Origin of the sequence: Rhodococcus sp. 14C212, assembly GCF_011058195.1 — a bacterium.
GTDB lineage: Bacteria > Actinomycetota > Actinomycetes > Mycobacteriales > Mycobacteriaceae > Rhodococcus > Rhodococcus aetherivorans.
In genome coordinates, this window is sequence record NZ_JAALEH010000019.1 from 71,976 (window position 1) to 85,488 (window position 13,513).

Here is a 13,513-nt window from a genome sequence, read left to right on the forward strand (position 1 = left end):
GTTCCCGGACGGAACTGTACTGTGTTGCGGCGGAGGGGGCGTCGTACGGGGGAGGATCGATGGGAGCGCAGCCGACCACGCGCTGGCAGGTCAACGGCTACCGGTTTCTGGTGCGCCGCATGGAACATGCACTGGTGCGGCGCGACGTGCGGATGATCCACGACCCGATGCGGTCGCAGTCGCGTGCCCTGGCGGTGGGTGCCGTCCTCGCCTGTGTCGGCCTCGCCGGTTGTGCCGCGCTCGCCCTGCTCCGCCCGCAGGACAGGATCGGTGACGCGGCGATCGTGGTGGGACGCGATTCCGGCGCGATGCTGGTCGCGATCGACGGCGTCTTCCATCCGGTACTCAACCTGGCCTCTGCCCGGTTGGTGCTCGGGCGGCCCGAGGTGCCCGCCGTCGTCGCCGACGTCGAATTCGAAACCCGGCCACGAGGTTCCCTCGTCGGGATCCCCGGTGCGCCGTCCCCGCTGGCACACGCGTCGGCCCCGCTGCCGTGGACGGTGTGCGACACCGTACCTACCGACGGAAGTCGTGCCGTCACAACGGCTGTCGCCGCGGGAGATCCGGCCTACGGCGAGCGCGCGCGGCCGCTCGCCGACGACGAGGCCCTGCTCATGGCGGCCGACGGCAGGCACCATCTGGTCTACCGCGGCTCCCGTGCCGAGGTGGATCTGGCGGACCAGGCGCTCACCCGCGTCCTCGGCATCGACGCCGGCATGGCACGTCCCGTCGGACCGGGCCTGCTCGCCGCGATCCCGGAGGTGCCGCGGCTCGAGGCCCCGCGGATCCCCGGTGCGGGCGGCGAACCCGGCTATCCGATCGGATCGCTGACCGTCGGTTCGGTGGTCCGCGTCGCGGTGCCCGACGGGAAGAGGTTCTACGTCGTGCTGCGCGACGGCGTGCAGGAGGTGTCCGAGGCGACGGCGCAGATCGTCCACTTCACCGACTCGCAGGGCGCCGCGGAGATCCCGGCCGTCGCGCCGGACCTGCTGCGCGACGCTCCGACCGTGCGGGGTCTCGCGGTGGACACCTTTCCTGCCACCGTGCCCACCGTCGTCGATGCCCGCGACCGTCCCGTCGCCTGCCTGACGTGGACGCCGGGGGTCGGTGCGGCCGAACAGTCGCGGTCCGTCGTCGAGGTGTCGGCGGGTTCCGCGCTGCCGCTGCCCGACGGCGCGGTGCCGGTGTCCCTGGCCCAGGCGGACGGTGCCGGGCCCGAGGCCGACAGCGCCTACCTCGCGCCCGGGCGGGGGGCGTTCGTGCAGACCACCTCCGTCGCGCCGGACAGCGCGCGGCGCGGCGCCCTCTTCTACGTGGCCGACACCGGCGTGCGCTACGGGATCGTCGATGCAGAGGCCGCGACCGCCCTGGGACTATCCGAACCGATCCCTGCGCCGTGGCAGATCGTCGGACTGTTCGCGCCGGGTCCTGCGCTCGGGCGGGCGGAGGCGCTCGTCGCCCACGACGGTGTCGCGCCGGATCACGACCCGGCGCCGGTCGGCGCCGGCCGCTGACGGCGGCGCCGGAGCGGCGTGGTCGCCGCCGCCGCCACTCCCAGGACCGCGAGCACCACCGCAGCCACGACGACCGCGACTTCCCTGGGCCGGTGATCCGGTGGAGTCCGCGGTATCGGCGCCGCGACGGCCACCGAGGCCGGCGCCTGCGGACGCTGCTCCGTCGGCGGGGCGGTCACCGCAGCGAACGGGTCGATCACGCCGTGGCCCACCCGCGGATTCCAGCCCTCCGCCGGGGCATGCGCCGTGGCCTCGATCCGCATCGCCACGGCGCGGGCATCGAGGTGCGGAAACCGCGCCCGCACCAGCGCGACGGTCGCGGCCACGAGCGGCGCGGCGAAGCTCGTGCCCGACACCGGCACCGGGCCCTCGGCTCCCCGGTAGGCGTCGACGAGGGCATCCGCGGAGGGATGCAGGGAAACCACCCCGCTGCCGGGCGCGGCGACGTCCACCCACGGACCCGGCAGGCTGTAGCTCGACGGTGATCCGTCCGGCTCGACCGAGCCGACCGTGAGTACGTAGTCGTCGTACCAGGCCGGCGAGGCCACGGTCGTGATCGCGCGCCACGGATCCTCGCCCGGCCGGAGAGGATCGAGCCCCTGCGGGTTCGACGCCCGGCAGCGGTCCTCCACGTTTCCGGCCGCGGCCACGACGACGGCGTCCTTCACCTCGGTCGCGTACCGCACCGCCGCCCCGAGTTCGGGGTCGTCGATGCCCTCCTCGGCCGGCGCGCAGGCGACCTCGGAGATGTTGATGACGGTGGCGCCGAGGTCCGCGGCGCGGCGCACCGCCATCGCCATCGTGCGCACGTTGCCGTAGCCGGGCGACGTGCGCACATCGTGGTCGGCGGGATCCGGCCGTCGCGCCGAGAAGTGGCGGCTGGACTGGCGCACGGTGAGGATCCGCGCATCCGGGGCGCCACCGGCGAACCCCGACCCGGGGACGGGCTGCGCCGCGACGAGCCCCGCCACCAGGGTTCCGTGGGCGTCGCAGTCCTGCGTCCCGTCGCCCGCGGAGACATAGTCGCCGCCCGGTACCAACCCGGGCAGCCGCGCATTCCGGCCCACCCCGGTGTCGATCACCGCCACGAGCTGTCCTGCTCCGCGAGTCAGCGGCCACACGGCCGGAAAGTTCAGCACGCGCTGCGGTTCCGGGATCGAGGCGCTGTCGCCGGCGACGTCGACCGTGGTACACGGCGAACGCTGCCCGGTGTCGTCGACGGGCCCGGGTTCCCCGGGTGGGGGCAGGCGCCCGGCATCGACGGGCGGAGGTTCCGCTGCGGCGAACGGGGCCGTTCCGGAGGACGAGGCCGTCAGCACCAGGGCGACGACGAGGAGGTGCGCGCCGCGGGCCACGTCAGAACCCGCGGACGGCGGCGTAGAGCCCGGTGACCCAGCAGGCCAACGGCACGATCGTCGCGATCACCGCGTACTCGACCACTTCGGCGGCGCGGCGCTGCACCGGCGTGAACACTCGCCGCGGCGCGACCACGCCGAACACCAGCGCTGCGGTCGCGACGGCAAGGGCGAGGGCGAACACGACGACGGGCGGCGCGGACCCGCCGACCGCGGCCGCGACGAGCAGGCCCACCGGCACGGTTGCGCCGCCTGCCACCAGCAGCGTCGCCTGGCGCGCATCGGTGTAGGTGCGGCCGCGCAGCATGATCACCGCCGCAGCGGCGACGGCCAGGGCGGTTCCGGGCCGGCGGAGACCGTCGCCGGACAGCGGCGCCGCCGCACACCACGCGCCCGCGACGGCGAGAACGGCTCCCGCACCGATCAGTCCGGTGAGGTGGTCACGAGTCCGCGCGGCGGCGGCCGCCAGCTCGCTCGGATCGGGCAGTGACCGGTCCCCGCCGTCCGGGGAGTCCGGTTCGTCCCGGCCGCCCTCGGTCTGCGGCGCGGGGGCCCCGGTCCCGGGACCGGGCACCGGCGGCAACGGCAGGTCGGCGAACTTCATGGCGAGGCGGGGTGCGAACGTCACCGTCAACAGCGCCGTGACGACGACCCCGGCGCCGACCGCGGACCCGGAAATCCCTGTCGCGGCGGCGACGAGAAATGCGGCCGCGGCGGTCGCGGCGACGGCGGCGACCGCGGTGAAGGGCACCCTTCCGACGGCGGTCAGCAGCAGGACCAGGGTCGCCACCGCTCCCGACAGGACCGCCCCGAGCATCGGGTGTGCCGGCCCGAAAGAGCCCGGCACCACGAGAACTCCGGTGGCGAAGGCGGCCGGGACCGCGCAGGCGCACAGGATCGTCGCGGTGCGGTGGTCGTGGCGGGTCCGCCCGAGCAGGATCCCGGCGAGCAGGAGCAGGGCGGCGAGCGCGGCGCAGCCGGCGCCGGCGGCCAGCCGGCCGTCCGGGGAGGAAAGGCGGAGCAGGGCCCCCGCCCCGACGACCGTCGCGGACAGGGCGACGCCCGCCGCGACCGTGGCCGCCGCACGCGGCGACCAGCGGCCCGCGCCGGCCTCGTCCGCCGTCGCGACGCTGTGGGTCACGTCGTCGAACAGCGGGGGCGGCGCCGGTGCCGACGCGTGCTCGAGCACCAGCAGGTCCCCGTCCCGGACGCCGTGCTCGTGCAGGCTCAGTGCAGCGGCGAGGCGCGACGATCCGAGACGGGCCAGCGCCCACGTCTCGGGCTCGACCCGCTCGGAGGAGGTGTCGAAGTCGTTGTGGGACCGGTGGGCGGTGATGAGATCGACCACCCCCGGCACGAGCAGCGCGACAGGGACGTCCGCGGGTAACGCGAGGTCGACCTGTGTGTGCCGGGCCAGTACGGTCACGCGGCAGAGTTCGGGCGCGCCGATCCGCCCCGGTTCGGTGTGCGCAGCCGTCATCGTCCATCCCCCCGTCGTCCCCCGACCGTGCTGCGGTCCGAGCCGGGATCGCCCACCCGGATTCGCCCGGACCTCGCGGAGACGATACGACATCGCTTCGCGCAGGCCGTCTTCGAACCCGCCTGCGTGCCGATGTCGCAGGTGTGCGTTACCCTTCGTCGACCGTGGGGGGACGGCCGTCGCGAGGACGGCCGGCACGGTGAGCGGGTCGGGGGTGGGGTGTGAGCACGGTGCGGTTCGTGCGCAGGCCGCGGCGCGAGGTGCCACGCGTGCCGGCGGGCGAGGTGAGAATGCAGGCCCCACCCGAGATTCCGCGTTCGACGCCGGGAAATCTCCTGGCGAAGCTGCTGCCCGTCGTGATGGTCGCCGCGATGATCGGCATGGTGGCGCTGATGTTCGGTTCGGGGATGGCGCGAAGCCCGATGTCGCTCGTCTTCCCGCTCATGATGGTCGTCTCGATGGTGGGCATGCTCGCCGGGGGCGGCCGCGGAGGCGGGGCGAAAGTGGCCGAGGCCGACGAGGACCGCAAGGACTACCTGCGGTATCTCGATCAGCTCCGGCGGGAGGTCCACGACACCGCAGACCGGCAGCGGAGTGCCCTGGAGTGGACGCACCCCGACCCGGCCGTGCTGTGGACGCTCGCGGGAACGGTGCGCATGTGGGAACGCGACGGAGCCGACGCCGACTTCTGCCACGTCCGGGTCGGGCTCAGCGGCCAGCGCCTCGCCACCCGGCTGATCGCCCCCGACACGGGTCCCGTCGAGGACCTCGAACCGGTGGCGGCCGTGTCGCTGCGCCGGTTCGTGCGCGCGCACTCGGTCGTACCGGCCCTGCCGACCGCGGTGTCCTTGCGGGGGTTCGCGGCGGTGTCGTTCGGCGGCGACCGCCCCGCGGCCCGGGATCTGGTGCGGGCCATGCTGCTGCAACTGTGCACCTTCCACAGCACGGACGTGCTGCGGATCGCCGTGGTGTGCGGTCCGGACACCGCCCCGGAGTGGGAGTGGGTCAAGTGGCTGCCGCACGCCCAGAACCACGAGATCGCCGACGGTGCGGGCAGCGCCCGCACCGTGTTCGGCTCGGTCCGGGATCTCGAGACCGCGTTCGCCGACCGTCTGACGGGCCGCGGCCGGTTCGTCCGCAACACCCCACCGATCGACGGTGTGCCCCAACTCGTGATCGTGATCGACGGTGGCGTCCCGGGCTCCGGGTCGGGGATCCTCGACGACGGGTTCGACTCCGTCACGATCCTGGACCTGTCCGCGTCGATGCCCCGACTGTCGGCCACCCGCGGGCTCGAACTCGTCGTCGGTGACGGCCGATTGGGTGCGCGCGCCGGCGAACGCGTGGAGACCTTCGCGGTCCCGGACCGAACGAGCGTCGCGCAGGCGCAGACGGCGGCGCGGCGCCTGGCACCGTACCGCGCCGCCCAGCGGGTCGCCGAGTCCGGCAACGGGGAGAATCGTTCGGCGCCGTGGGAGGACCTGCTCGGCCTCGGTGACGTCGCACAGTTCGAGCCGGGGCGGGCGTGGTCGCCGCGGCGGGGACGCGACCGGCTGCGCGTGCCGATCGGAATCGGAACCGACGGTGCCCCGGTCGAACTGGATCTGAAGGAGGCTGCCGAGGGCGGGATGGGTCCGCACGGACTGTGCATCGGCGCCACCGGGTCCGGGAAGTCCGAACTGCTGCGGACCCTGGTGCTCGGTCTGATCGCGACACATCCTCCCGATGCACTGAATCTCGTCCTCGTGGACTTCAAGGGCGGCGCAACCTTCCTCGGGCTCGAATCGGCCGCGCACGTCGCGGCGGTGATCACGAACCTCGCCGACGAACTGGCGATGGTCGACCGGATGAAGGACGCTCTCGAGGGCGAGATGAACCGCAGGCAGGAACTGCTGCGCGCGGCAGGGAACTTCGCGAATGTGGGCGACTACGAGCGCGCCCGGGCCGGCGGTGCCGCGCTGGCACCGTTGCCGGCACTGTTCGTCGTCGTGGACGAGTTCTCCGAGTTGCTGACGCAGCAACCGGAATTCGCGGAGCTGTTCGCCGCGATCGGGCGGCTGGGGCGATCCCTGCACATGCATCTGCTGCTGGCCAGCCAGCGGATCGACGAGGGCCGGCTGCGTGGACTCGACAGCCATCTCTCCTACCGGATCGGCTTGAAGACCTTCTCGGCCAACGAGTCCCGAAGTGTTCTCGGCGTCCCCGACGCCTATCATCTGCCGCCGTCGCCGGGCGCCGGATACCTCAAGTGCGACTCGGCGGAGATCGTGCGGTTCGCGGCCGCATACGTGTCGGGTCCCTACGAGCCCCGCCGCTCGGGCCGGTCGGTGATCGGGCCGGGCACGTCGACCTCCCGACCGCGGCTGTTCACCACGGCCGAGGTGCCCCTCGCGCCCCTCGAACCGGTTCCCGGGCCGGCCGAGCCCGGCGAGGATCCGGTCCCGACGGAGGACAGCCGCTCCGTGCTCGATGTCCTGATCGACCGGGTGCGGGGCCACGGCACCCCCGCGCACGAGGTCTGGCTGCCGCCCCTCGATGCGGCGCCGAGCCTGGACCGACTGGTCCCGCGGTCTCTGCTGACCGGCGACGTGCTGTCGCGGAGCACCCTGCGCACGCCGATCGGCATCGTGGACCGCCCGTTCGAGCAACGGCGGGATCCGCTGCTCGTGGACCTAGCCGGCTCGGCGGGCAACGTGGTCGTCGTCGGAGGGCCGCGTTCCGGCAAGTCGACGATGCTCCGCAGCCTCGTCCTGTCGATGGCGATGACGCACACCCCCGAGCAGGTCCAGTTCTACTGCCTGGACTTCGGCGGGGGATCCCTCGCCGGGCTCGCGGGCCTTCCGCACGTCGGGTCGGTCGCCAACCGGCTCGACGCCGACCGGGTGCGCCGGACGATCGCCGAACTGACCGCCCTACTGCGGCGCCGGGAGGGTCGTTTCGGCGAGCTGGGCCTGGAGTCGATGGCCGAACTGCGCCGCCGCCGGGACGGCGCCGGTCCGGCCGCGGACGTGGATGCCTTCGGCGACGTGTTCCTCGTGATCGACGGCTGGCCCAGCATCCGGCAGGATTTCGAGGCGCTGGAGCCGCAGGTCGGCGTGCTGGCCGCGCAGGGGCTGTCCTTCGGTCTCCACGTGGTGCTCACCGCGCCGCGGTGGGGCGACGTGCGGCCGGCGATGCGGGACCATCTCGGGACCCGCCTCGAGTTGCGCCTCGGCGACCCCGCCGATTCCGAGTACGGCCGCAAGAAGGCGGCGGCGGTGCCCGAGGGCCGCCCGGGCCGGGGCATCGACCGCCACGGGCTACACGTGCTGTCGGCGCTGCCGCGTGTGGACGGCAGCTCGGAGGTCGTCGACCTCGCGGCGGGACTGGCCGACGCCGTGGCCGCCGTCGCCGCGGCCGCACCGGGCCGCCCCGCCCCGCCCGTGCGCATGCTTCCCGATCGCGTCGATCGGGCCGACGTGCTCGCGGCGCTCGCGGACCGATCGGCTGCCGGCGGCGCGCCCGGGGAGCGGCGGTTGTTCGTGCCCGTCGGCATCGACGAAGCCGAACTGGCCCCCGTGGGGATCGACTTCTCCGAGCAGCCTCACCTGCTCGTCTTCGGCGACTCGGGCTGCGGCAAGACGACCGTGCTGCGCGGTATCTGCCGCAGCCTCATGGAGTCCCATACCGGCGCACGGGCCCGCATCATCGTCGGGGACTATCGGCGCACCCTGCTCGGCGTCGTCGAGGGTGAGCATCTCGGCGGATACGCGCCGTCCGCGGTGACGTTGTCGGCGATGGCCCGTGACCTCGCGGCCGTGTTCGAGCGGCGGATGCCGGGTCCCGAGGTCACCCAGCAGCAACTGCGTGAGCGCTCCTGGTGGTCGGGACCCGAGGTGTTCGTCGTCGTCGACGACTACGACCTCGTCTCCGCCGCGAGCCAGTCACCGCTGACGCCCCTGCTGGAGTACCTGCCCCAGGCCAAGGACGTCGGGCTGCATCTCGTCCTGGCGCGCCGCTCCGGTGGGGCCGGGCGGGCGCTCTTCGAGCCGGTCATCGCGCGGCTGCGGGAATTGTCGGCGGCCGGCCTCGTGATGAGCGGCAACCGAGAGGAGGGAGCGCTCGTGGGCACCGCGCGTCCGCGTCCGATGCCGCCCGGACGGGGCATCCTCGTGCAGCGCGACGGGGAAGCGCTGGTGCAGACGGCGTGGCTGCCGCCGCAATGAACGACGTCCACACGCTGCACCTGCAGGTCGTCCCGGGGCGGGTGTACGCGCGGCGGTCCGATCGGACCGTGACGATTCCCGCATCGGCTCCCGGCCGTGCCCCCACGGACGACGATGCGCCGCTGGCGGCCCTCCTCGGGTACGTCGCGGCGACGGCAGGCGCGCCGCCCGGCCTCGACACGGTGGTGGTGGTGCATCCCACCGAGTGGGGCGAACGTCGGCGGGAGGAGTTGCACACGGCCGCCCGGCAGGTCGCGCGAAACGCCGTCCTCCTGACCGCTGCGGTGGCCGCGCGCCGCGCCGCGCCTGTGGGCGACGGCGAGCGATGTGCGGTCGCGGAGGTCGACGGCGCCGGCGTGACGATGGCGGTGCTGAGCGCCCCCGACGGCGGCGACGTCGACCGCATCGCGCGGGATCCCGACCTCGACGAGGGACTGCTCGACTCGCCGGCCGGAGCCGAGCGGCTGGACAGGCTGATGCGAAACGTGTGCGGTTCCGTCGATCCGGATGTCGTCCTCGTGACGGGGATACCGGGCGAGCCGCCCGGGATGCCGCTGTGCGAGCGTATCGCCGAGCGGCTCGGCCGCGGTATCCGGGTGATTCCGGTCGCCGCGTCCGAGGTGCTGGCCGCGGTGCCGGACCCGCGAGCCGTCCCGCCGGGGGACGCGGAGCCGCTCCCGCAGTGGCTGCACACGATGCCGGCCTCCCGGCCGACCCGGCCCGTGCGCCGGATCCGTTGGGGCGTAGCGGCCGTCGTGGCTGTCGCGGCCGCGACGGCCGTCGCGGCCGGCTGGGTGTGGACTGCAGGACATGCCGCGGAGCTGCACGTGGGGGGCGTGGAGGATCCCGTCGCCGGCGACTCGGCCGGGGAGTCCTCGGCCACGAGACAGCCCACCCCGCGCCCCCCTTCGGTTCGTCACGAACTCGGGCCCGTCCGGCTGGAACTGCCGGGGGACTGGAGGGTCCGCGACCCTGCGCACACCGATGCCGGGCGCGTGGAACTTGTTCCCGGCGGCGGGAGGGATCGACGAATAGTGCTGGTGCACAGTCGCCTTCGTGAGGATCTCGACTTGGCCGGCGTGGGGGAGGTGCTGGCCCGGCGCGTGGACGAACGGTCCCCGGTGATCCGCGACCTCGACCCCGATACCACCTTCGCGGACCGCCCGGTGATCGCCTACGTGGAGGCGCCGGACGAATTCTCGCTCGTGCGTTGGTTCGTCGTGGTGGAGTCCGGCGTTCAGGTCGCGGTCGGATGCCAATTCCTCGTCGACGAATGGGCGGGAATCAAGAACGAATGCGAGCAGGCCGTCCATACCGTGACGGTGGAGTAGCGGATCGCCCGGTTCGCGGAGGAGGGGAACCCGACGGACGGGCACTGCGTCCAATCGGATGTAGGCGCGAACCGGCTCCGGCCACGGTGGGCCGGAGGGATACGGAACGCGGGACGACGGAGGAGACAGGCGTGACGCAACCAGGACAGGGCAGTTCGAATCGGGTGGCGACCGACGTCGCGACCATGGAGACGGCGGCGCGGCAGATCGAGGACTCCCACGGAGAACTCGAGCAACTGCTCGGTGCGCTGCGCACCACCGTGTCGTCGTCGCCGGACGTATGGCAGGGCCGGTCGGGAATGGCGTTCACCGACGTGATGTCGCGATGGGACCGCGGCGCCCTCCAGCTCAACGAGGCGCTGGCCGCGATCGTCGCAGGCATCCGTACCAACGGCCGGGCGTACGAGGACACCGTCCAGGCCCAGGCTCAGTCGCTGAACGTCCTCGGCGACAGCCTCCACGGCACCTACTGACGCCGTTGCGGGCGGGCCGGTGCGGAACCGCGCATCGACCCGGCCACACGACACGACTCGAGGAGAACGATCGAATGAGTGGACCCGATGTGATCCGGCAGGACTTCGGTGGCATCGACGACCTGCACACCCGCGTGGTCGGACTGCAGCGCGGCATGAACGACACGCTCGACCGGATCAGGTCACAGGTGGAGCCGCTGGTGCAGACCTGGGACGGGCAGGCCCGGTCCGAGTACCACGTCACCCAGCAGAAGTGGGATCGGGCGTCCGCCGACCTGAATCTGCTGCTCGATCAGATCGCCGTCGCCGTGGCGCGGGGCAACGACGAGATGCGCAGCGTCGAATCCGAGCTGGCACGGAGGTGGCAGGCCTGAGACGACCCGAGTAGCGAGCGACGTCCCGGTGGTGGAGAGGCCGCCGGGACGCCGCGCTGTTTTGACCGTGCCCACATCTCCCCGGTATCGTGTCCCGTTGGCGTGTCGTACGTCGTCGTTGCCTGGTGCGCGGCGAACGTCGCTTCTCGGGTCCCAACTGGCCGCCGGGAGTGACCATCGGCGGCGCGCGGGCCAGCAGCGAAAACGATAGACGAGGAAGATCTGTGTCTACGTACACACCGAAGGCCGGCGACGTGACCCACCAGTGGCACGTCATCGACGCCACCGACGTGGTGCTCGGCCGCCTCGCGGTGCAGGCGGCGAACCTGCTCCGCGGCAAGCACAAGCCCACTTTTGCCCCCCACGTGGACGGTGGCGACTTCGTCGTCATCATCAACGCGGACAAGGTTGCCATCTCCGGCAACAAGAAGCAGGACAAGCTCCTGTACAACCACTCCGGCTACCCGGGCGGCCTCCGGTCCCGCACCGTCGGTGAGGTTCTGGAGAAGAACCCGGACCGTCTGGTGGAGAAGGCCGTCACTGGCATGCTCCCGAAGAACAAGCTCGGTCGCGCGATCGCGAAGAAGCTGAAGGTCTACGCGGGCCCGAACCACCCGCACACCGCGCAGCAGCCGGTGCCGTTCGAAATCAAGCAGGTGGCGCAGTGACCGAGAACGTGAACGAGAACTACAGCGACGAGTACACCGACACCGAGAACGTCGAGGTCGCCGCGGACGAGTACGTGGCCGAGGAGGCCGCTCCGGCTCCCGCGCCGATCGTGTTCGACCGCCCGGTGCAGACCGTCGGCCGCCGCAAGGAGGCCGTCGTCCGCGTCCGCCTCGTGCCCGGCACCGGCAACTTCGTGCTCAACGGCCGCACCATCGAGGACTACTTCCCGAACAAGGTGCACCAGCAGCTCGTCAAGTCGCCGCTGGTCACGGTCGAGCGCACCGAGCAGTTCGACGTGCATGCCCGCCTGCACGGCGGCGGCCCGTCGGGTCAGGCCGGCGCCCTGCGCCTGGCCATCGCCCGCGCGCTGATCGAGGTCACCGCCGAGGATCGCCCCGCGCTCAAGCGCGCCGGCTTCCTCACGCGTGACCCGCGTGCCACCGAGCGCAAGAAGTACGGCCTGAAGAAGGCCCGTAAGGCACCTCAGTACTCCAAGCGCTGATGTGCCGCCGACGCTGACCTCGTCAGCCTCGGCACCTGTTCGACCACGAGAGCAGGCGCCGGTAGAGAATTCGCTACCGGACGCCTGCTCTCGTGCATTGACGTACTTTTTGCGACAGCAGGCGGCGCCGCGGACGGCGGAGACCGCATTTCTCGACGTGGAGGACTTTGCTCGATGGGTCGGATGTTCGGCACCGATGGTGTGCGAGGCTTGGCGAACGGCGAGCTCACGGTCGAACTGGCGGTACGGCTCGCCGGGGCGGCCGCGACCGTGCTGGCGGGCGGTGCCGGTGGCCGGCGCCCCGTCGCGGTGGTGGGCCGCGACCCCCGTGCGAGCGGGGAGATGCTCGAGGCCGCCGTGACCGCGGGCCTGACCGCGGCCGGCGTCGACGTGTTGTCCGTCGGGGTGCTGCCCACCCCGGCTGTCGCGTTCCTGACCGGCGCCTACGATGCCGACCTCGGCGTGATGATCTCCGCGTCGCACAACCCCATGCCGGACAACGGCATCAAGATCTTTGCGGCCGGCGGTCACAAGCTCGACGACGCCGTCGAGGACCGTATCGAGGCCATGCTGCACGGTGAGGGCGGGGTCGCCCGCCCCACCGGTGCGGGCATCGGCCGGGTGCGCACCGCCGCCGACGCGGCCGACCGCTACCTCGCCCACCTGGCAACGGCGGTGCGCACGCCGCTGACGGGACTGACGGTCGTGGTGGACTGCGCCAACGGCGCCGCGTCGCGCGTCGGGCCGGCCGCATACGCCGCAGCCGGGGCCACGGTCGTCGCGCTGCACGCCGACCCGGACGGGCTCAACATCAACGACGGCTGCGGTTCGACGCATCTCGACGGCCTCCGCGCCGCGGTCGTCGAGCACGGCGCCGACCTCGGTCTCGCGCACGACGGCGACGCCGACCGGTGCCTCGCGGTCGATGCGACGGGCACCGTGGTGGACGGCGACGCGATCATGGCTGTCCTCGCCCTCGGTATGCGCGAGGCCGGCGAGCTGCATGCCGACACGCTCGTCGCCACCGTGATGAGCAACCTCGGCCTGCACCTGGCGATGCGCGAGGCCGGGATCACGGTCGTGACCGCCGGCGTCGGCGACCGTTACGTGCTCGAGGAGCTGCGCCGCGGCTCGTTCAGCCTCGGCGGCGAACAGTCCGGCCACATCGTGCTGCCGGCCCTGGGAACAACGGGCGACGGGGTGCTCACCGGCCTGCGCCTCATGGAACGGATGGTCGCGACGGCGTCGCCCCTCGCAGAGCTCGCCGCGGTCATGCGCACCCTGCCCCAGGTGCTGGTGAACGTGCCCGTGTCGGACAAGGCCGCGGTGGCCAAGGCTCCCGTCGTCGCGGACGCCGTTGCCGCCGTGGAGCGGGAACTGGGGGAGACCGGGCGGGTGCTGCTGCGTCCCTCGGGCACGGAGCAACTGGTCCGGGTGATGGTCGAGGCCGCCGACGACGCGGTGGCCCGTGCTCTCGCCGATCGTCTTGCGGGAGCGGTCGCCTCCGTCTGACGTCCTCCATCCGACGGCTCTGCCCCCCGGGGAACCGATCCGCCTCCCGCTGCGTCGAACCCACCGGGGACGAGGGAGGGGGCGGCGTGGTGCGTGAC

The 13,513-nt window shown here is 72.8% G+C and carries 10 protein-coding genes; 8 read left to right on the forward strand and 2 right to left on the reverse strand.

Features of this window, described 5'->3' with window-relative positions; all coding sequences use genetic code 11:
- The first annotated feature begins 59 nt into the window (after positions 1–59).
- Positions 60–1,514: a type VII secretion protein EccB gene (eccB, locus tag G6038_RS11525; protein ID WP_165037763.1), complete on the forward strand. Its 1,455-nt coding sequence runs from the start codon at positions 60–62 to the stop codon at positions 1,512–1,514.
- Here the strand turns inward: eccB and mycP are convergent.
- Together mycP and eccD are read right to left on the reverse strand one after the other, a co-directional pair.
- Positions 1,481–2,869: a type VII secretion-associated serine protease mycosin gene (gene mycP / locus G6038_RS11530; protein ID WP_165037764.1), complete on the reverse strand. Its 1,389-nt coding sequence runs from the start codon at positions 2,867–2,869 to the stop codon at positions 1,481–1,483. The two genes, eccB and mycP, sit on opposite strands and share 34 nt — an antisense overlap.
- A 1-nt stretch (position 2,870) precedes the next feature.
- Positions 2,871–4,349: a type VII secretion integral membrane protein EccD gene (eccD, locus tag G6038_RS11535; RefSeq protein ID WP_165037765.1), complete on the reverse strand. Its 1,479-nt coding sequence runs from the start codon at positions 4,347–4,349 to the stop codon at positions 2,871–2,873.
- Between the two features lie 221 nt (positions 4,350–4,570).
- Here eccD and eccCa point away from each other — a divergent pair, with 221 nt between their 5' ends.
- The 7 genes from eccCa (at position 4,571) to glmM (ending at position 13,415) form a co-directional block, all read left to right on the forward strand.
- A complete protein-coding gene (gene eccCa / locus G6038_RS11540; protein ID WP_165037766.1) occupies positions 4,571–8,554 on the forward strand; it encodes a type VII secretion protein EccCa in 3,984 nt (1,327 codons plus the stop codon).
- Positions 8,536–9,885 carry a type VII secretion-associated protein gene (locus G6038_RS11545; protein WP_346772798.1) on the forward strand — a complete coding sequence of 450 codons (1,350 nt, stop codon included), beginning with the start codon at positions 8,536–8,538 and terminating at the stop codon, positions 9,883–9,885. Before eccCa ends, G6038_RS11545 begins: the two co-directional genes overlap by 19 nt.
- A gap of 131 nt (positions 9,886–10,016) precedes the next feature.
- A complete protein-coding gene (locus G6038_RS31850; protein ID WP_346772799.1) occupies positions 10,017–10,358 on the forward strand; it encodes a WXG100 family type VII secretion target in 342 nt (113 codons plus the stop codon).
- Positions 10,359–10,432: 74 nt separating this feature from the next.
- Positions 10,433–10,732 carry a WXG100 family type VII secretion target gene (locus G6038_RS11555; RefSeq protein WP_206024580.1) on the forward strand — a complete coding sequence of 100 codons (300 nt, stop codon included), beginning with the start codon at positions 10,433–10,435 and terminating at the stop codon, positions 10,730–10,732.
- 224 nt (positions 10,733–10,956) lie between these two features.
- The gene (gene rplM, locus G6038_RS11560; protein WP_165037767.1) at positions 10,957–11,400 is read left to right on the forward strand and encodes a 50S ribosomal protein L13; all 444 of its coding nucleotides are present in this window, start codon (positions 10,957–10,959) and stop codon (positions 11,398–11,400) included.
- Entirely contained in the window at positions 11,397–11,903 is a 507-nt protein-coding gene (gene rpsI / locus G6038_RS11565) for a 30S ribosomal protein S9 (protein ID WP_100058575.1), read from the forward strand. Before rplM ends, rpsI begins: the two co-directional genes overlap by 4 nt.
- Positions 11,904–12,077: 174 nt before the next feature.
- Positions 12,078–13,415, forward strand: coding sequence for a phosphoglucosamine mutase (gene glmM, locus G6038_RS11570; protein WP_165037768.1), 1,338 nt, complete (start codon positions 12,078–12,080; stop codon positions 13,413–13,415).
- The last annotated feature ends 98 nt before the right edge of the window (positions 13,416–13,513 follow it).